General features: G+C 62.2%; 14 protein-coding genes and 2 pseudogenes. 10 read left to right on the forward strand and 6 right to left on the reverse strand.

All coding sequences use genetic code 11. The features are described 5' to 3' along the window. Nucleotides 1-41: 41 nt before the first annotated feature. Nucleotides 42-305 (forward strand): DUF2312 domain-containing protein, encoded by a 264-nt coding sequence (locus ACSQ9D_RS15335; RefSeq protein ID WP_007527482.1) that lies wholly within the window; start codon nt 42-44, stop codon nt 303-305. Between the two features lie 78 nt (nt 306-383). On the opposite strand, the gene ACSQ9D_RS15340 is transcribed toward ACSQ9D_RS15335, so the two are convergent. Then, nucleotides 384-1,142: an alpha/beta hydrolase gene (locus tag ACSQ9D_RS15340; RefSeq protein ID WP_436282917.1), complete on the reverse strand. Its 759-nt coding sequence runs from the start codon at nt 1,140-1,142 to the stop codon at nt 384-386. A gap of 391 nt (nt 1,143-1,533) precedes the next feature. Between ACSQ9D_RS15340 and ACSQ9D_RS15345 the strand changes: the two genes are divergently transcribed. From ACSQ9D_RS15345 to ACSQ9D_RS15380, 8 genes are all read left to right on the forward strand, one after another. Beyond that, nucleotides 1,534-2,151 (forward strand): ANTAR domain-containing response regulator, encoded by a 618-nt coding sequence (locus ACSQ9D_RS15345; protein ID WP_037119408.1) that lies wholly within the window; start codon nt 1,534-1,536, stop codon nt 2,149-2,151. Continuing rightward, nucleotides 2,148-3,362, forward strand: a complete 1,215-nt coding sequence (locus tag ACSQ9D_RS15350; RefSeq protein ID WP_436282918.1) for an ABC transporter substrate-binding protein — start codon at nt 2,148-2,150, stop codon at nt 3,360-3,362. The genes ACSQ9D_RS15345 and ACSQ9D_RS15350 overlap by 4 nt, the downstream gene beginning before the upstream one ends. A gap of 317 nt (nt 3,363-3,679) precedes the next feature. Continuing rightward, nucleotides 3,680-4,942 (forward strand): MFS transporter, encoded by a 1,263-nt coding sequence (locus ACSQ9D_RS15355; protein WP_436282919.1) that lies wholly within the window; start codon nt 3,680-3,682, stop codon nt 4,940-4,942. Nucleotides 4,943-4,959: 17 nt separating this feature from the next. Next, on the forward strand, nt 4,960-7,410 hold the full coding sequence (nirB, locus tag ACSQ9D_RS15360) for a nitrite reductase large subunit NirB (RefSeq protein ID WP_436282920.1): 2,451 nt from the start codon (nt 4,960-4,962) through the stop codon (nt 7,408-7,410). A 4-nt stretch (nt 7,411-7,414) separates the two neighbouring features. Continuing rightward, a complete protein-coding gene (gene nirD / locus ACSQ9D_RS15365) occupies nt 7,415-7,750 on the forward strand; it encodes a nitrite reductase small subunit NirD (protein WP_024318261.1) in 336 nt (111 codons plus the stop codon). Further along, a complete protein-coding gene (locus tag ACSQ9D_RS15370; RefSeq protein ID WP_436282921.1) occupies nt 7,750-10,398 on the forward strand; it encodes a nitrate reductase in 2,649 nt (882 codons plus the stop codon). The genes nirD and ACSQ9D_RS15370 overlap by 1 nt, the downstream gene beginning before the upstream one ends. Next, entirely contained in the window at nt 10,370-11,872 is a 1,503-nt protein-coding gene (cysG, locus tag ACSQ9D_RS15375; protein WP_436282922.1) for a siroheme synthase CysG, read from the forward strand. Before ACSQ9D_RS15370 ends, cysG begins: the two co-directional genes overlap by 29 nt. Beyond that, a complete protein-coding gene (locus ACSQ9D_RS15380; RefSeq protein ID WP_436282923.1) occupies nt 11,872-12,189 on the forward strand; it encodes a hypothetical protein in 318 nt (105 codons plus the stop codon). The genes cysG and ACSQ9D_RS15380 overlap by 1 nt, the downstream gene beginning before the upstream one ends. Before the next feature lie 8 nt (nt 12,190-12,197). Here ACSQ9D_RS15380 and ACSQ9D_RS15385 read toward each other — a convergent pair whose 3' ends face one another. The 5 genes and pseudogenes from ACSQ9D_RS15385 to ACSQ9D_RS15405 all read right to left on the reverse strand — a co-directional run. Continuing rightward, on the reverse strand, nt 12,198-13,319 hold the full coding sequence (locus ACSQ9D_RS15385) for an HPP family protein (protein WP_436282924.1): 1,122 nt from the start codon (nt 13,317-13,319) through the stop codon (nt 12,198-12,200). Between the two features lie 59 nt (nt 13,320-13,378). After that, on the reverse strand, nt 13,379-14,287 hold the full coding sequence (locus ACSQ9D_RS15390) for a LysR substrate-binding domain-containing protein (protein ID WP_436282925.1): 909 nt from the start codon (nt 14,285-14,287) through the stop codon (nt 13,379-13,381). Nucleotides 14,288-14,458: 171 nt separating this feature from the next. Beyond that, complete coding sequence (locus tag ACSQ9D_RS15395) at nt 14,459-16,342, reverse strand: DUF882 domain-containing protein (protein ID WP_436282926.1); 1,884 nt, start codon at nt 16,340-16,342, stop codon at nt 14,459-14,461. A gap of 179 nt (nt 16,343-16,521) precedes the next feature. Further along, a pseudogene (locus ACSQ9D_RS15400) lies at nt 16,522-16,746 on the reverse strand (helix-turn-helix domain-containing protein); the annotation flags it as partial. A gap of 65 nt (nt 16,747-16,811) precedes the next feature. Further along, nucleotides 16,812-18,075 (reverse strand): annotated as a pseudogene (locus ACSQ9D_RS15405) (sigma-54-dependent transcriptional regulator); the annotation flags it as partial. Nucleotides 18,076-18,283: 208 nt separating this feature from the next. Here ACSQ9D_RS15405 and ACSQ9D_RS15410 point away from each other — a divergent pair. Continuing rightward, nucleotides 18,284-20,137: a M3 family oligoendopeptidase gene (locus ACSQ9D_RS15410; RefSeq protein WP_436283846.1), complete on the forward strand. Its 1,854-nt coding sequence runs from the start codon at nt 18,284-18,286 to the stop codon at nt 20,135-20,137. Nucleotides 20,138-20,246 lie beyond the last annotated feature (109 nt).

Consider the following 20,246-nt stretch of genomic DNA (forward strand, 5'->3'; position numbering starts at 1 on the left):
CAACGCCATCCGAATTTCACACCCCCTATCAGGAGAACACGATGTCTGATGCTCATGGCGTCGCCCGCGACCAGCTTCGCGCTTTTGTGGAGCGCATTGAACGCCTGGAAGAAGAAAAGAAGACCATCGCCGACGACATCAAGGACGTCTATGGCGAAGCCAAGGGCATGGGCTTCGATACAAAGATCCTCAAGAAGGTCGTTGCGCTGCGCAAGAAGGACGAGCAGGAACGCATGGAAGAGGACGCAATCCTCGACACCTATCTGCATGCGCTCGGCATGATCGAAGCGCCGCCGGAAGGCTGAGTTTTCCACGTATTTCCTTCAAAGCCGCCGATCCCCTCGGCGGCTTTCTTTTTGTGCCGAGTTTGCGCTCGGCAGATCTTATCTGCCAGCTTCCTTGGCCGCCTTCTCGATCACGTCGGCGACCTTCTTCGGCTGTGATGCGAAGACGGCATGACTGGACTTGATCTCGGTAACCAGGCTGCCGGCGCGTTTTGCCATCGTCCGCTCCAACTCGGGGTTGATGGCGCGATCCTCTGTCGCCACGATCGACCAGCTCTTTTTCGTCCGCCAGGCGGGATCGCCGACTTTCGTGGTCAGCGCCTCCTTGGCAGCAAAGACCTGCGACTGGGCGAGGAAGGCCGCTTCGCCCTTAGGGAGGTCGGCGGCAAAATCGGCATGAAAGGCGCTTGGATCGAGATAGAGGTATTTGCCGTCCTTGGTTTCCTTGATGCTCGTTGCAGCTGGCGGTTTTGAGCCGGCAAGCGTGGCCAGATCTTCGCCCTTGTCAGGCTGGAAGGCTGCCACATAGACAAGCCCGCTGACGTGCGGGTTGTGGCCCGCTTCCGTAATGACCATGCCGCCATAGCTGTGGCCGACCAATAGCGTCGGCCCATCCTGCAGGTCCAACACGCGGTTCGTTGCGGCGATATCGTCGGCCAGGGAAGTCACAGGCTCCTGCACGAGCGTGACATGAAGCCCGCGCCGCTCCAGGATTTCGGTAGCCTTGCGCCAGCTGGACCCATCGGCGAAGGCGCCGTGAACGATGACGATGTTCTTGATCTCCGCGGCGTGGGCCGCAACGGCGATGACACTGGTGGCTAGTGCAAGTGCGAAAGTGGAAACGATACGACGGCTCATGCGGTCACTCCTTTTGGTTTATGACGCACTCAGGCCCGGAAAAGATCTGGAGGCATCGGCTGAAGGCGTCGGCAATCTGGTGCGCGCGACGTATCGCCGATATGTCAGGCTTCGCGGCTAAATGTATTGCAGTGTAGTGGCCTTCTAGCCTGTGCAGACTTGCGCAAAGAGCGGCCTGCCTTGCTCCGGGAGAATGCTCATAGAATAAGCAGTAATATAAACTGCTTGATTTTGAGGCGTCGTTCGCGCATTCAATGGCCTCCGACGGGCTCGAAAGCAGCCTCAAAGATCACAGGGCAGTACAACAACAGCATGGCACCTTTCGCGATACCAATGACGGCGCTATCTCATTCGACGCGCATGCCTGACATTAGCGACCGGCGGTAGTCCCGTGGCCAACCGTTCTTCCACGCCCAGCGACCTCAATGTGCTCGTCATCGACGAGAACAGCATCCGGGCGTCGATCATCGAGGTTGGGCTGCGCGAGGCGGGCTACGACAATGTCACGATCATCGACGACATGAACGGCCTTGCGAGGCGCATCATGGAGATCAATCCTGATGTCATCGTCATCGACATCGAGAACCCGAACCGCGACATGTTGGAAAGCATCTTCCAGATCTCGCGCGCGGTAAAACGCCCCATTGCGATGTTTGTCGACAAGTCCGACGAGGCTTCGATCGAGGCCGCCGTTGAGGCCGGCGTTTCCGCCTATATCGTCGACGGCCTGAAGCAGGAGCGTGTGCGCCCGATCCTCAAGATGGCGATCAGCCGTTTCAATGCCTTCTCACGCCTGAACCGCGAGTTGGAGGAGACGCGCGGAGAACTGGAGAACCGCAAGCTGATCGACCGCGCGAAGGGATTGCTGATGCGATCCCGCGGGCTGTCGGAAGACGAGGCCTATGCGCTCATGCGGCGAACGGCCATGAACCAGAACAGGAAGATCGTCGAGATCGCCCAAAGCCTGATTACCGCCGCAAGCCTTCTGGATCCGGGAACCGACACATGACGAGCACACATCAGATCACCGCCGGCTTCCTGCCGCTTCTTGACAGCGCTCTTCTGGTCGCCGCCAAGGAAAAGGGCTTTGCGGCGCAACAGGAGATCGACCTCACGCTCGTACGCGAACGCTCTTGGGCGACGATTCGCGACCGACTTGCGGTTAGCCATTTCGACGTGGCGCATATTCTCGCTCCCATGCCGATCGCCTGCAATCTCGGGCTAACCGCACCGGCTCCGCGCATGATCGTGCCAATGGCGCTCGGGCTTGGGGGCAACGCCGTGACCGTCTCCGCCGGTCTATGGAACGAAATGGCCGAATGCGGCACCTTGCCCGATCTCGATGCTCGCTCCAGCGGCCTTGCTCTGCGGCAGATCATCGATCGCCGCAAAGGCGAGCGCCTTCGCTTCGGCGTCGTCCATCCCTATTCGGGCCATAATTACGAACTGCGCTATTGGCTGGCCGCGAGCGGCATCGATCCCGACCGGGATGTGGAGATCGGCATTCTGCCTCCCCCTGATATGGCTGACGCGCTGACGGCCGGTATTATCGACGGCTACTGCGCCGGAGAGCCGTGGAACACGCTAGGCGTGCTCCACAACCGCGCCCATCTGGCGACGGTGAAGGCCGCCATCTGGAAATCGAGCCCGGAAAAGGTACTTGGCGTCAACAGCCGCTGGGCCGACGGCCACCCGGAGGCCTTGGCAGCTCTCCTGCAGGCTCTCTACACGGCCTCCCTCTGGTGCGCAGACACCCGCAATCACGAGGAGCTTGCCAACCTGTTGGCGAAGCCCGCCTATGTGGATCGGCCCGCAGAAAGCCTTTTACCCGCATTGGCCGGCCTCCTGCACATCGGCGGAGGCGAGACGCTGAGCATCAAGGACTTTTTCGTCCCCAATGCCAAGGCGGCGACATTTCCATGGAAGAGCCACGCCCTGTGGTTCTATACACAGATGGTTCGCTGGGGACACATCCGGCACACGACAGAACGCCAGCAGATCGCCAACGACACCTACAGGCCCGACATCTACCGAAGCGCGCTGAAGGCACTGGGCATTGCCATGCCGGCGGCAAGCTCCAAGGTGGAAGGCGCGCTCCGCCTCGAAACGCCAGTCGGCTCCAGTGGTGCCCTGACGCTCGGGCCGGACGGATTCTTCGACGGCGGCCTGTTCGATCCAGATGACGTGGATGGCTACATCGCCATTCAGAGCCAATCCTAGCGCGTGCTTATTTTATGCGCATTGCACAATTTTTAGAGTGATCACTGCATATGCGTTAGCGCAGAAAATGCCCGCCCGACTTAGGCAATCAATCTTAGCCATTTAAAAACAAGCACTTGGAAAACTGGCACGCCCCTTGCTTTGCTATAAGCAGGCCAAGAGGCCAAGAATTCGGTGTCCAACGACGGGCGCCCACAGCAAAGCCGCTGATCAGGGTACCCCGCGCACCTCCCGTGCATGCGCGCCCTGACCAGCGGCTTTTTGTTTTTAACCCCTAGCGATGGATCGGCACGACCTTGTCGGGCCCCGGAGAAGCTATGTCTGTTATCAAGACTACACAGTCCATGTCCGCCGGCGAACCAGCCAAAGCATTGTGGATGTCCACGATTGCCTTCACCCTCTGTTTTGCCGTTTGGACGATCTTCGCGATCATCGGCATTCGCATCAAGGAAGAACTCGGCCTGAATGAGGCCGAGTTCGGATTGCTCATCGGCACGCCTGTCCTAACCGGCTCGCTCGTGCGCATCGTCCTTGGCATCTGGACCGGCCGCTATGGCGGCCGCCTCGTCTACACGCTGACCATGCTGGCCGCCGCCGTGGCGACCTTCCTCCTCTCCTATGCCCACACCTATACGCAGATGCTGATCGCCGGCCTCGGCGTCGGGCTTGCCGGCGGTTCCTTCGCGGTCGGTGTCGCCTATGTCTCGCCTTTCTTTCCAGCGGAGAAGCAGGGAACGGCGCTTGGCATCTTCGGCGCCGGCAACGTCGGTGCCGCTGTGACCAAATTCGCAGCGCCTTTCGTCCTGATCGCCTGGGGCTGGCAGGCTGTTGCCCAGATCTGGGCCGTCGGCCTGGCGCTGATGGCGATCGTCTTCTGGTTCACCACGACAGATGATCCGGCCTTCCGCCTCCGCCGTGAGCGCGGCGTTGCCTCCAAGAGCCTGCTTCAGGAATTCGCACCGCTGAAGAACGCACAGGTCTGGCGCTTCTCGCTCTATTACTTCTTCGCTTTCGGTGGCTTCGTTGCCCTGTCGCTGTGGCTGCCCCGCTATCTGGTCGGCGTCTACGGCTTCAATCTGGGTGTCGCCGGGATGGTCGCCGCCGCCTATTCCATTCCGGGCAGCATTTTCCGCGCCTTCGGTGGCGTTCTCTCCGACAAGAAGGGCGCACGCAGCGTCATGTACGCAATGTTTGCCGTGTCAAGCGTCGCGACGCTGATCCTGTCGCTCCCGGCTGCCGGGACCGGCGCTGCGCTCGGGATCACGCCGGTCGTCTTCATCGTCGTCATCTTCGCCCTCGGCTTCGTCATGAGCCTCGGCAAGGCTGCCGTCTACAAGCATATCCCCGCCTACTACCCCGAAAACGTCGGGGCCGTCGGCGGCATCGTCGGCATGATGGGCGGCCTTGGCGGCTTCATCCTGCCCATCGCCTTCGGCCTGCTCAAGGACATGACCGGCCTCTGGTCGAGCTGTTTCATGCTGCTCTTTGCGGTCGTCGTGGTCTCGCTCATCTGGATGCACCTGTCGGTCAAGCAACTCGACCGCCGTGGGCTCTCCACACAAGCCGTCGCCGCCACCTGATCTGAGGACCTGAAACTATGACTGAGAAGCTTGTCATCATCGGCAACGGCATGGCGCCCGGGCGCATGCTCGAGCACCTCTTCGAAAAGGCGCCCGACCAATACCAGGTCACGATCTTCAACGCCGAGCCGCGCGTCAATTACGACCGCATCATGCTCTCGCCGGTCCTATCGGGCGAGAAGGACTACGAGGAAATCATCATCCATGGCGACGGATGGTACATCAAACACGGCATCACCCTCTACAAGGGCCACAAGATCATCGCGATCGATCGTGCCGCCAAGACGGTTACCTCCGATCATGGGGTCGTTGAAAGCTATGACAAGCTGGTGATCGCCACCGGCTCCGTGCCCTTCATCATTCCCGTGCCCGGCAAGGATCTGCCCGGCGTCATCACCTACCGCGACCTCGACGACGTCCAGGCGATGCTGCTTGCCGCCCAGTCGCGCGAGAAGGCGATCGTCATCGGCGGCGGCCTGCTCGGCCTAGAAGCGGCCGCCGGCCTTGCGTCGCGCGGTATGGACGTCACCGTTCTGCATGTCATGCCGACGCTGATGGAGCGCCAGCTCGATCCGGCCGCCGGGTACCTCTTGCAGAAGGCCGTGGAAGAGCGCGGCATCAAGGTCATCACCAAGGCCAACACCAAGGCGATCATCGGCAACGGCAAGGTCGAGGGCATCGAGCTCGATGACGGCCGTATCATCCCCGCGACGCTCGTTGTCATGGCGGTCGGCATTCGCCCGAGTGTCGGGCTCGCGAAAGACGCTGGCATCGCCGTTAACCGGGGCATCGTCGTCGACGACGGCATGCAGACCTCGGACGGCAGCATCATGGCGCTCGGCGAGTGCGCGGAAGTCGGCGGCATGGTCTATGGCCTCGTCGCGCCGCTCTACGAAATGGCCCGCGTCGCCGCATCGCATCTGTCGGGCGACCGCTCGGCCACCTTCGTGCATTCCGACACACCGACCAAGCTCAAGGTCACTGGCATCGAACTCTTCTCGCTCGGCGACTTCGCCGATGGTGACGACCGCGAGGAAATCGTGCTGCGGGATGCCTCAGCCGGTGTCTACAAGCGTCTTGTACTGAAGGACAACAAGATCATCGGCACCGTGCTTTACGGCGAGACCGCCGACGGTGCCTGGTTCAACGATCTGAAAAAGAAACAGACCGATATAACCGAGATGCGCGAAACGCTGATCTTCGGTCAAGCCTACCAGGGAGGGTCGCCGCTGGACCCTATGGCGGCCGTTGCAGCCTTGCCGGATGACGCGGAAATCTGTGGCTGCAACGGCGTCTGCAAGGGCAAAATCACCTCGACGATCACGAGCAAGGGCTTGACGTCGCTGGACGACGTGCGCGCCCACACCAAGGCTTCCGCTTCCTGCGGCTCCTGTACCGGTCTCGTTGAAAAGCTGATGACGCTGACCCTCGGCGACAGCTACAACCCGGCCGCCGTCCAGCCCATGTGCACCTGCACGGAACTCGGCCACGACGACGTCCGCCGGCTCATCAAGGCCAAGGGCCTGAAGAGCATTCCTGCCGTCATGCAGGAACTTGAATGGAAGACCTCCTGCGGCTGCGCCAAGTGTCGCCCAGCACTCAACTACTACCTGGTCTGCGACTGGCCGGACGAATATGCCGACGACTACCAGTCGCGCTTCATCAACGAGCGCGTCCACGCCAACATCCAGAAGGACGGCACTTATTCCGTCGTGCCACGCATGTGGGGCGGCGTCACAAATTCCAACGAGCTGCGCGCCATCGCCGATGTCGTCGACAAGTTCGAAATCCCGATGGTGAAGGTGACGGGCGGCCAGCGCATCGACCTGCTCGGCATCGAGAAGGAAGACCTGCCGGCTGTCTGGGCCGATCTCGGCAAGGCCGGCTTCGTTTCCGGCCAGGCTTATGCCAAGGGGCTGCGCACGGTGAAGACCTGCGTCGGTTCGGACTGGTGCCGCTTCGGCACGCAGGACTCCACCGGGCTCGGCATCCGCATCGAGAAGTTCATGTGGGGTTCCTGGACGCCGGCCAAACTGAAGATGGCCGTCTCCGGCTGCCCGCGCAATTGCGCGGAAGCGACCTGCAAGGACATCGGCGTCATCTGCGTGGACTCAGGTTTCGAGATCCATTTCGCCGGTGCTGCCGGTCTCGACATCAAGGGCACCGAGGTTCTCGGCCTCGTCAGGACCGAGGACGAGGCGCTGGAGCATATCGTGGCGCTGACGCAGATGTACCGCGAGCAGGCCCGCTATCTCGAGCGCATCTACAAATGGGCGAAGCGCGTCGGCCTGGACGAAATCCGCCGCCAGATCATGGGCGACGCCGAGAAGCGGAAGGCCTATTACGACCGCTTCGTCTTCTCCCAGACGTTCGCGCAGGTCGACCCCTGGTCGGAGCGGGTCTCCGGCAAGGACAAGCATGAGTTCAAGCCGATGGCGACGATCGGCTACCCGCAGGCCGCTGAATAAGGAGATGGACATGAATTGGATTGCAATCGGCGACATCTCCGAAATTCCGCTCAGGGGCGCGCGCTGCGTGAAGACCCCCCAGGGCAAGATCGCGGTCTTCCGCACGGCCGAAAACGAAGTCTTCGCCATCGAGGACCACTGCCCGCACAAGGGCGGGCCGCTCTCCCAGGGCATCGTCCATGCCAAGGCGGTCACCTGCCCGCTGCACAACTGGGTGATCTCGCTCGAAACCGGCAAGGCGCTCGGGGCCGACGAGGGCGAAGTACGGACCATTCCGGTGCGCAACGAAGACGGCGCCCTCTTCATCGCTCTCGAAAGCCTGATGATGGCGGCCGAATGATGGAAACAGAGGTTAAGACAACCTGTCCCTATTGCGGCGTCGGTTGCGGCGTCATCGCCAAGGTCGCTGACGACGGCAAGGTTTCCGTCAAGGGCGACCCGGATCACCCCTCCAATTTCGGACGGCTGTGCTCGAAGGGCTCGGCGCTCGGCGAAACGGTCGATCTCGATGGGCGCGTTCTCCATCCGGAGATTTCGGGGGAGCGAGCAGAATGGGGGCAGGCGCTTGACCTCGTCGCGCAACGATTTTCGGATGCCGTCGCCGAACACGGACCTGATTCCGTTGCCTTCTATGTCTCCGGTCAGTTGCTGACCGAAGATTATTACGTCGCCAACAAGCTGATGAAGGGCTTCGTCGGCTCGGCCAACATCGACACCAATTCGCGTCTGTGCATGTCGTCCTCCGTCGCCGGCCACCGTCGCGCCTTCGGCTCGGACACCGTGCCAGGCACCTATGAGGATATCGAGCTTGCCGATCTGGTGATCCTCACCGGCTCGAACCTCGCCTGGTGCCACCCGGTCATTTATCAGCGGCTGGCGGCTGCCAAGGCCACCCGCCCCGGCATGAAGGTCGTCGTCATCGATCCGCGGCGGACGATGACAGCCGATATCGCCGACCTGCATTTGGCGATCCGGCCCGACAGCGATGTCGCTCTTTTCGTCGGCCTCTTCGAGCACCTGATCGCGGTCAACGCCATCGACCAGAATTACGTGGCTGAACATACGACCGGCTTTGCCGAGGCGTTTTCGTCCACCTCCTTCAACGAGGTGTTGGAGCTGACCGGCCTGCCAGCCATGCAGCTTCGCGAATTCTATCGCCTCTTTGCCACGACCGAGAAGGTGGTCACCTGCTACAGCCAGGGCGTCAACCAGTCCTCGTCAGGTACTGACAAGGTCAACGCCATCATCAACTGCCATCTCGCCACTGGCCGTATTGGCCGGCCGGGCATGGGGCCCTTCTCCCTCACCGGCCAGCCGAATGCGATGGGCGGGCGTGAGGTCGGCGGGCTTGCCAACATGCTTGCCGCCCACATGGCAATCGAAAGTGCTGAGGATCGCAACCGCGTCCAACGCTTCTGGCGGTCGCCGGCGATTGCCGAAAAGCCGGGCCTAAAGGCGGTCGACATGTTCAGGGCCGTCGCCGACGGGCGCATCAAGGCGCTCTGGATCATGGCGACCAACCCGGTCGTTTCGATGCCGGATGCCGACGCCGTCGAAGACGCCATCAAGGCCTGTCCGTTCGTCGTCGTCTCCGACGTCCTCAAGGACACCGATACCGCGCGTCACGCCCACGTCCTTCTGCCGTCGTTGGGTTGGGGCGAAAAGAGCGGTACGGTCACCAACTCCGAGCGCCGCATCTCGCGCCAGCGCTCCTTCCTCGATGCACCGGGAGAAGCGCGCGCCGATTGGTGGCAGCTCGCCGAGGTGGCCCGGCGGATGGGCTTTTCCCAAGCCTTCGACTTCCCCTCGAATGCGGAGATCTTCGATGAGCATGCCGCCCTCTCCGCCTTCGAGAACAACGGCAAGCGCGACTTCGACATCGGTTCATACGTCGGTATGAACCGTCAGTCCTATGACGAACTCCCGCCTTTCCAGTGGCCACAGCCTGCAGGCCACGGTGCGACTGAGACCCGCTTCTTCGCCAAGGGTGGCTTCTACCACGCTGACGGCAAGGCACGCTTCATCGCCGTCAAACCGGCCGCGTCTGATCGCACCAACGCCGACTATCCCTTCACGCTGAACACCGGCCGCATTCGCGACCAGTGGCACACGATGACGCGCACCGGCAAAAGCGCACGCCTCTCCTCCCACATCGCCGAGCCCTTCGCCGAGCTGCACCCGCGCGACGCTATCGAAATCGGCATCGGCAAAGCCGGCCTCGTCGAGATCGAAAGCCCGCACGGCAGAGCCGTGGTTCGCGCCCTGATCACAGAGCGCCAGGCCCGCGGCAGTATTTTCGTGCCTATGCACTGGAACGATCAGTTTGCGGCCAAGGCCCGCATCGACGCCCTCGTCGCGCCTTTGACCGACGCGCTCTCGGGCCAACCCGCCTCGAAAAATGTCGCAGTCGCTGCCCGACGCTTCAAGGCGGCGCGCTACGGCTTTGCGGTCTCCCAAGCCAAGCCGGACAATCTCGATGCCGCGTATTGGGCGTTGGCAAAGGCGGAAGGCGGGTGGCGGGTGGAGCTCGCCTTCGACCAGCCGGTGGAGGACTGGTGCGCGTGGTGCCGCACCACTTTCGCGATCCCCGGCGGGGTCGAACCACTTGGCTACGCCGACCAGCAATCCGGCGATCTGAGGCTCGCCTTCTTCGACGGCAGGCGGTTGCTTGCGGCCCTGTTCCTGGCGCGCGAACCGGTAGCGGTTGCCCGCAACTGGGCGATCTCGCAGCTCACCGCCGAACACACCAATCTGCGCAAGCGCTTCGCTCTCGTTGCGGGTCGCCCGGGCGCAGACAAGCCTGATGCGGGCGCCACCGTCTGCTCCTGCTTCGGCGTCGGCGTCAACCAGATCGTCGCCGCCGTTCGCGGCGGCTGCCACAGCATCGAAGCCGTCGGCAAAGAACTCAATGCCGGAACCAATTGCGGCTCCTGCCGCGCCGAGATCAGGGGGATCATCGATGGATGCCTTGCAGCAGCCGCGGAGTGAAGCACCCGCCCGCATGGAGCCGCTTGCCAAGCTGCCGGTCTTTTGGGCGCTCGAAGGCAAGCGCGTGATCGTCGCCGGCGGTTCCGATGCCGCTGCCTGGAAGGCCGAGCTTCTCGCTGCCTGCGGCGCGAAAGTCGATGTCTATGCAAACGAGCTTTCCGAGACATTCGAACAGTTGATCGTACGGGGTGCCGAACATGGCGAAGGCGGCTTCACCCATCTCCCACGCGCATGGGATGGAACGATCTTCGCCGGCGCGGCCATCGCCATCGCCGACTGTGAGGAGGACGATGAAGCGCGGGCCTTTTTTGACGCTGCTTGTAAGGCAGGCGTGCCGGTCAATGTCATAGACAAGCCCGCTTTCTGCCAGTTCCAGTTCGGCTCGATCGTCAACCGCTCGCCGGTCGTCGTGTCGATCTCTACCGATGGTGCTGCACCCATCCTCGCCCAGGCAATCCGGCGGCGGATCGAGACATTGCTGCCGCGGGCGCTGAAGGGTTGGGCGCAACTGGCCCACTCGCTGCGAGACAGGATCAACGAGCGGCTCACGCCCGGCCCGCTGCGCCGCGCCTTTTGGGAGGGTTTTGTCGATCGCGCTTTTTCAAGTTCCGATACACCGGAGGAGAGCGTCGGCGCGCTGCTTCTCAAGGAAGCCGAACGGCTTCGCGAAGCCCCTGCCCACTCTTCCAGAGGTGGCCGAGTGACGCTGGTCGGCGCCGGCCCCGGCGATGCGGAACTGCTGACCCTGAAGGCCGTGCGTGCCCTGCAGGCCGCCGATGTAATCCTCTTCGACGACCTGGTTTCTGCGGAGGTCCTGGAGCTCGCTCGGCGTGAGGCCAAGCGCATGCTCGTTGGCAAGCGCGGCGGCCGCACGAGCTGCCGCCAGGAAGACATCAACGACATGATGGTGAAGCTCGCCAAATCAGGCAAGCGCGTCGTGCGCCTGAAGTCCGGTGATCCGATGATCTTCGGCCGCGCCGGCGAGGAAATTGCCCATCTCGATCGCGAGAACATTCCGGTCGATGTCATCCCCGGCATCACGGCGGCAAGTGCCATGGCCTCCCGCCTCGGGATTTCGCTGACGCATCGCGACCACGCGCAATCCGTCCGCTTCATCACCGGCCACTCTCGCCACGGCGGCCTGCCCGTCGATGTCGATTGGACCACCGTCGCCGATCCGGGGACGACGACCGTCTTCTACATGGGCGGGCGAACAGCACCGCTCATCGCCGATCGGTTGGTGGCGGAAGGCCTGGCGCCTGAAACGCCGGCCGTCATTATCAGCGACGTCAGTCGGGCAACAGAACGCCACTGGAGCGGCAGGCTCGCGGCCATCTGCGAAGGGATCGCGGAAATCGGCTATGACAATCCTGTGCTGATCGCGGTTGGCAGCGCACTTGCGGCACGCCAGACCGTCGCTGGCGATGCCAGCCACGTCGAAAGCGATCTCCGCTTGGTGTTGGGCGCACGCTAGTGCAGTTTCAGATAATCGCCCCCGTCTTCCTCGTTCTGGCCATTGCCTTGAGCTGGCCGCGCTTCAGCAGCATCTTTCGCGGCGAAACACAGACGGCGGTGGCGACCGCCCCGCTTACGATGATTGCCAGCGCCGTCAGCCTCTCCGCTCTTGGATTGGCCTTTGCCGGCAACGCGCCATGGCTCGGCATGCTGATCGCGGCGCTAGGCCCGCTTCTCGGTTGGACGATGCGGGCACCGGCGCCCGTGCTCGCGGTGTCCCTGTCCACACTCAGCCTAGCCGCCTACCTGCAGTTCGGGCCGGCCCCTGCCTTCTAGACGCCATCTCAAGCGGCGATGCGCCCTGTCTTTTCCGGCAGCATGTGGAAGATGGCGTTGAGCAGGTCCGTCTGCGAGATGAGCCCAAGCACGTGGCCGCCGGCATCGACAATGACAACTGCGTGGGTGCGCCCGTCCGTCAGCTCAGGCAACAGGCTGATGGCGGGCGCATCCGGAGGGGCGATTGCCGCCGTTGCAATATGATCGGAAAGCTGCTCGGCCTGCATCAATTCCCGCAGTCCGACGGTGCCCATCAATCGGCCGCTGCGATCCTTCACGGGAAGCGTGCGGTCATTGTGCTTGAGGAGCAGAGCGCGCGCCTCTTGCGCGCTGGCGTTCTCGCCGACCGCGATCACATCGCGCGACATGATATCGGCACAGCAGACGGTGCCGTGGGAGCGAACGGCGGCCTCGACCTCGACCTGCCGCAGCAAGCGGCTCAGGTCGCGGCGATCGATATCGAAGGTTTCCTCGAATTTTTCCAGCGCCGCGTCGACATCCTCCTCGCGAAAACCGATGCGTGTCGCGGACGGCGGATCGATCGTGTGATGCGTATTGACCGGCGCCGGAGCGGCGATATGCGGATAGTTTCGCCGCCCGAGCTTGTGAAAGAGAATGCCGAGCGCCACCAGAATGCAGGAGTTCAGTGCCACCGGCACGAAGGGGAAGAGCAGCCCCCAGCTTGCCACTGCCGGGCCGCCCAGCACAGCGGTCAGCGCCGCAGCTCCGCCGGGCGGGTGCAGGCAGCGGGTGAACGACATGGCACCGATCGCCAGCGAGACGCCTACGCCAATTGCGATGATCGGCTCATGGATGAAGTGCGCGGCGATGATGCCCATCATCGCGGAAATCGTGTTGCCGCCAACGATCGACCATGGCTGTGCCAAAGGACTTGCCGGCACGGCGAAAAGGAGAACGGCCGAAGCGCCCATCGGCGCGACAATCAACGGCAGATGAGAGCCCTGGCCAAAGAAGTAACCGCAGACCATACCGGTCAGCGCGATCGCAATCAGTGCGCCAAGGCAGGCAAGCATGCGCTCCCGTAGCGTGGCGCCGGCCAGGATCGGCGAAAACAGGCGGAGGCGGAAGCGGTGACCGGGATCGACCTTTGGACTGCTGGAATTTGACATGACGAACCGAAGAGTTTGTGAAACGAAGCGCCTGATTGAGAGAAGGACGGTTTCTGACGTCAGCCGCCGGGAATTGCGGGACCGTCCCTGCCCCGCGAGGCAATGAGGACGTCGCAAAGGGCCTCGAACGAATCCGATCGCTCGCCCTTGCGGTGAATGAGAAATGTCTCCACGGCACCGATCTTACGGGTGACGATATCGACGGGCCAGCGCAAGAGATCGACCACCGAGCGCGGCATGACGCCAAAGGCATTGCCGGCGACAATGCTCGCGAGTATCGCATGGTAGGAGGCGAGCTCCAGCGTGCGCAGCGGGGTGACGCCCTGAGCCCACTCCTCGGCCATCCGCCGATAGGTGCACCCTGGCTCCATCACTGCAAGTGTCCCAACACGCAGGTCGGCCGCGGCTTTGACGTCGGGGTGTTTCGGAGGAAGGACGAGAATGAGGTCCTCGACATAGATGCGCCGCGCATCGAACCTGCCCAGGTCGAGATCCCCATAGCGTGTCTGGTCGAGCGACGCCTCCGGGGGCCGGGCGACCAATGCGCAGTCCAGCTCTTCGGCCAGCACGCTCTGCATGAGTTCCCGGGTTGCTCCCATCGTGAGCTGCAGGGAGACGTCGGGCCAAAGCGACCCAAACCGCCTGATCACATCCGGAAGCCGGCTTGCGGCCGTGCTCTCCATCGTTCCGACGCGAAGTGTGCCCGATACCGCCAGCGGACGCACGGCCTGCTTTGCGTCCTCCGCCAGATCGGCAAGCCGCGTCGCATAGGATAGGAAGATCAAGCCTTCGCGCGTCAGCGACATCTTCTTGCCGTCGCGGCTAAACAGCGCCACCCCGAGATCCTCCTCGAGCTGCTGGATGCGCGTCGTGACGTTCGACGGCGCGCGGCCGACTGCCGCCGCCGCCTTCGTGACGCTGCAATGAGATGCGACCGCCTTGAAAATATCGATTGACGAGAGATCCATATCTTCACCGTGAGAGAACGTCGGAGGCGCTTTATTCTCGATATGGAAATGAAGATCAACCCCGCTCTCCCCAGGAAGCGACGTCTCACTGCGCGACTTTCCGCCACAGTCCGCAAAACAGAGGGCCGCCGGATCGCTCCGGCGGCCCTTCCAAATTCTTCCTTGTCGGCCTCAGTTCGAAGAGAACTTCCGCACTTCCATGAAGTTGACCGCGCTGCCGCTGAAGCGGCCCGGATCGATGGAGGCCGTCTTGGTGAAGCCTTCGGCATAGACTGCAGTCGGCTGGGCACGCAGCGTCTGGCTGACGAAGCGCGGCGCCTTGACCGGCCTGGTGACCATTTCCATGCGGGCATTGGTGAGCGCCCACTGCGAGATGATTTTCTGCGTCAGCTTCGGCTCGGTGCGAACCGTCGCACGGCTGGCGTCGGCTTCTGCGGCCTCATGCTTCGTCGGGCGGCCACCCTTGGTCGGCAGGCCCTGCGACAGCCCATTGGCCGCCGACTTCGGTGCATCGAAGGCATCGCCGAAGCTTGCGGACTTCGTGGCAGGCGCGAGAGCGGCAAGCTGCAGTGGCGGCTTTTCGCTTGGAACCTTTTGCGGCGTTGCCGCGTTGATAGCCTGCTCGACGCTCGTGACCGGCGGCTGGTTGGACGCGACCTGGCGGTCGCCATCACCATTCTGCTGGTCAAGGGCATCGGCAACGGCCGGAGAAAGCGTATCCTCCTGGTCTGCCACGTCGGCTTCAGCATCGGCATTCGCCGCTGCCAGAAGCTTTTCGGCAAGCGCCGGTCGTTCAGCCGGCCTCGGAACCGCTGCGAGAATCCCCGTCCCCGCAGCCGGATCGGCCGAAGCGACTTCCGCGTCACCCGGAGAGCGGCGCGGTCCGAGCAGAGAAGGCACTGGCACGCTGTAGGCGCTGAGATCCGCAAACTGCTGCTGACCTTGCTCGGTCACAGCAGAAAGGGCCTGTTGCGCTGCGTTTCCGGATTGTGGAGCGACAAGGGCGCTAGCCACCTCGCTACCGCCTTGCTGATTGGCGAACGCCGGACGCACCTGCGGAACCGGCGCGTTTACATTTGCGACTTCAGTAGCCTGCGTGGGCGCTTGCTCGCCGGGATCGGCCGCGTTTGGCATGTCAGCCGTCGGCGGCGACGCCTTGGCGACCGCCACTGCTGCGCTGCTATCATCGTCGGAGCTGTCTTCAGCCTCGTCGGCGCCACCCCCAAACAGGGCGGCAAACAGCGTCTTGTGTTTGGGCTGGTCGCTCGATGACGAGCCCGTATAGGCGCCGGAGCTTGCCATCTGCACCTGCGACGAGCTCACGCGGCGCTTGTAATCGGCCACGGCCTGCTCGTAACCCGGCAGCGGACGGCCATCCGCTGGGATGTGCATCGTGTTGCCGTTCGGGAAAAGCCGGACCAGTTCTTCGCGGCTCATGCGCGGCCAGGCGCGGACGCCGCCGACATCCATGTGAACGAAGGGAGAGCCGGATTTCGGATAGAATCCAACGCCGCCGACCTGCATTTTCATGCCAATGCCGCGCAAAGTGGCGAGTTTGACGTCAGGAATGAAGAAATCCATCGCCTTGCCGAGCATGTGCTGGCTCTTCTCGGCGACGCCGGAATTGCGCGAGCGGCCCTTCAGCATGGCGTTGGTGGCCGGCGAACGGAAGCCGCAGACGACGTTGATATAGTCGCGCGAGCCGCTCTGGCGGTAGACTTCCCAGATGAGGTCGAAAAGGCGGGGGTCCATTCTCGTCGGCTGGTTCTTGCGCCAGTCGCGAAGGAATCGGTTCAACTGCTGCAGACCCTTCGGATCGTACCGGCCGTTGCGCTTGTAGGTGATGACAGCCTTTTCGCCGGTGTGAATGAAATAGAGTTTGAGACTGCGTGTTTCGCCGGCCGCCTCGGAAGGCGAGCTGACCAGAACCGGTGACGAAACGACGAGTGCGAGAAGGGCGGCCATAACCGTCCTAAACACCTTTCCGCAAAGGTCCGTGTACCTAGGGCGCCAGCTCAAGCGCGAAGGTCTCGTATTCCCATTCAGATCCGGCAAACTCAATCCCCGTCAGACAGCCGATGGTCCTCTTTGACACCGTTGGCTGTTAAATGCGGTCACACGATGGCAAAAATGCCACACGTGATCAACCTTTTCTTTACATAGTGAACAGGCCACTAACAAGTGGTTTATGATTGGTAACAAAAGATGATTGCCGGAATGTTAATTTAGAGGACTTATGCGGCGTCCTTCTGCGGATTGTCCGGATCGATGCCGTAATCCTTGAGTTTTCGGTACAATGTGGATCGTCCGATGCCCAGTTTTCGGGCCACTTGACTCATCTGCCCCCGATAGAATTTAAGGGCGAATCGGATCAGTTCCTCCTCCACATCCGCAAGCTTTCGCACGTCTCCGGCAGGATTTGTGCTTGCAATCGCGTTGTCCGGCGCCTCCGTGATTCGTGCGACCGCCTCTTCGACGCTGGCCTGATGGGCCGGATAGTCGGCAGTCGAGACGTCGTTTTGCCGGTCGCGGCGTGTGTTGTCTGCGACCAACGCCAAGTGATCGACGACCTCGTATTCGGGCAGCTGCGCCGCGATCTGCGGGAAGTCTGCTTCGGTCAGTTCGCCCCCCTCGGCCAGGACGACCGCGCGGAAGATCGCGTTCTCAAGCTGGCGGATGTTACCCGGCCAGTCATAGGCGGTGAGCAAGGCCAAAGCACCGGAGCTCACCGACATGCGGTGGCCGCCCTTCTGCTCGCTGGAGAAGCGCTCGGCGAAGACCCGCACGAGATGCGGAATATCCTCCTTGCGCTTGCGGAGCGCCGGGATGGTGATCGGGAAGACGTTCAGGCGATAGTAGAGATCCTCGCGGAAGTGGCCGTTCTTGACCTCTTCGATCAGGTCCTTGTTGGTTGCCGAAATCAGGCGGACATTGACCTTGTGCGCCGTGCGCGCGCCAACGGTCTCGATTTCCCCCTGTTGCACAGCGCGCAGCAGCTTGACCTGGACCTCGAGCGGCAAGTCGCCGATCTCGTCGAGGAAGATCGTGCCGCCATCGGCCTCCATGAACTTGCCGATATGCCGATCGGTGGCGCCGGTAAAGGCACCCTTCTCGTGACCGAAGAGGATGCTTTCGACCAGATTGTGTGGAATGGCGCCGCAATTGACCGTGACGAACGGCTTGCCGGACCGGTCGCTGCCGGACTGGATGGCGCGGGCCACCAGTTCCTTGCCGACGCCGGACTCGCCTTCGAGCACGACAGGAATGTTCGACTGCGCGGCGCGTTGCGCCAGATCGATGACGCGGAGCATCGCCGGGCTCGCCGAAACGATGTCGTCGAAACCGACGGCACCGGAGCGCGACCGGCGGCCGGCGCGCGCCTTGACCTCGCGCTGGTCGAGTTTCAGGGCGTTTGAGATCGAATTGGCGATCCGCTCGGGAGAAACCGGCTTGACGACGAAATCGAAGGCGCCGGCACGCATGGCCTGCACCACGGTCTCGATACCGCCTTGCCCCGTCTGGACAATCACCGGAACATGCGTGCCGAACTCGTGCAGTGCCTCGAGGAATTCGAGACCCGTCATCTCGGGCATCATCAAGTCGAGAACGATGATGTTGTAGAGGCCGCTGCCTCTCTTCACCATCTCCAGACCGATCCGGCCGTTTTCCGCCTGATGGACGACGTGGCCGTGACGCTCGATCGCGTTCTTGAGCAGCCGACGCTGGATTGGGTCGTCCTCGACGACAAGAATCTGCGCTGCACCCTTGAGCTCATTGTAACCGGTCATTGCTGCCTCACTTCATGCGAAACCTGAGAAGCACTCTGGCAGAAAGGCTTGAACATCCAGTTTTGAGAAACAATTGCATTTTAACGTTTGTGACGGCACTGAATCCGACCCGAAACGGAGCTTGCGAGCAACCGAAACCCCCTTGATGCCAAGCCTTTGGGCGCATAGACAGTCAAGCCTGTCGCAAAAGAGGAAGAGGACCCCGATGATGAAAAACACGCTCTCCGGCACCGCCATTAATTTTTCGGCAGGTTCGGCTGCCTCCGCGACGGATGCCGCCCTCGGCGAGCTGCCGACTTGGAAACTGCAGGACCTCTACCCTTCCGCAACCTCCACGGCCTTCACCGGCGACATGGACAAGGCCGGCAAACAGGCAATCGCCTTCGAAGAGAAGTGGAAGGGCAAGCTTGCCGACGCCGCGACCAAGACGGGCACCGAGGGCATCGGCCAGGCGCTGAAGGAATACGAGGCGCTGGACGACATCATCGGCCGCCTCGGCTCCTTTGCCGGCCTCACCTATTTCTCCGACACATCAAACCCGGTAAACGGCAAGCTGTATGGCGACGCGCAAGCGAAGGTCACCGAGTTTTCCAGCCACCTTCTTTTCTTCGCACTCGAACTCAACCGCATCGACGATGCGGTCGTCGATGCCTGCATGGCAAACGACCCGGATGCCGGCCACTATCGCCCTTGGCTCATCGACCTGCGCAAGGATAAGCCCTTCCAGCTGGACGACAAGCTGGAACAGCTCTTCCTCGAAAAATCGATGACCTCGGCCGCCGCCTTCAACCGCCTGTTTGACGAGACGATGACGGAACTGCGCTTCGAGATCGACGGCGAAAAGCTGCCGCTGGAAGTCACCTTGAACATGCTGCAGGAAAAGGACCCCGAGGTTCGCCACAAGGCTGCGATGGCGTTGGCGAAGACCTTCAAGGAAAACCTCCGCACCTTCACGCTGATCACCAACACGCTCGCCAAGGACAAGGACATTTCCGACCGCTGGCGCGGCTTCGAGGACATTGCCGATAGCAGGCACCTTGCCAACCGCGTCGAGCGCGAGGTGGTCGATGCGCTCGCTGCCGCCGTCAAGCAAGCTTACCCGCGCCTCTCGCACCGCTATTATAAGATGAAGGCAAAGTGGCTCGGCATGGACCAGATGAACTTCTGGGACCGCAACGCGCCGCTGCCGGAAACCTCCAACGCCGTCATCTCCTGGAACGAGGCGAGGGACACCGTGCTTTCCGCCTACGCCAACTTCGCGCCGGAGATGGCTGAGATCGCCAAACGCTTCTTCGACCAACAATGGATCGACGCGCCGGTCCGCCCCGGCAAGGCGCCAGGCGCCTTCGCGCATCCGACGGTTCCGTCGGCGCACCCCTATGTGCTCCTCAACTATCTCGGCAAGCCGCGCGACGTGATGACGCTTGCGCACGAGCTCGGCCACGGCGTGCATCAGGTCCTCGCCAGCGCCCAGGGCGCCTTGATGTGCCAGACGCCGCTCACTCTCGCCGAAACGGCCTCGGTCTTCGGCGAAATGCTGACTTTCCGGGCACTTCTCGACAAGACGAAGGACAAGCGCGAGCGCAAGGCGATGCTCGCTCAGAAGGTCGAGGACATGATCAACACGGTCGTGCGCCAGATTGCTTTCTACGAATTCGAGCGTGAGATCCACACGGCCCGCAAGGCGGGCGAACTGACGTCAGAGGACATCGGCGAACTCTGGCTTGCCGTGCAGTCGGAGAGCCTCGGGCCGGCGATCAAGATTTCAGAGGGCTACGAGACCTACTGGGCCTACATCCCGCACTTCATTCACTCGCCCTTCTACGTCTACGCCTATGCATTCGGCGATTGCCTGGTGAACTCGCTCTATGCCGTCTATCAGAAGGCCGACAAGGGCTTCCAGGAGAAGTATTTCGAACTTCTGAAGGCCGGTGGCACAAAGCATCATTCGGAGCTGCTGAAGCCCTTCGGCCTCGATGCCACTGATCCGTCGTTCTGGAGCAAGGGCCTGTCGATGATCGAAGGGCTGATCGACGAATTGGAAGCGCTTGATAGAGGCTAAGACGCCACCGCGAGGCCGACTACAAGCTGCATCTGCTTGTTCCGGCTGGCGGAGCGACCGACTGGCATTGTCTGCGACGCTCACGAGGAACGATGAAGGTAGCCCCTTC

Source organism: Rhizobium sp. LjRoot258 (genome assembly GCF_964254185.1).
Classification (GTDB): Bacteria; Pseudomonadota; Alphaproteobacteria; order Rhizobiales; family Rhizobiaceae; genus Rhizobium.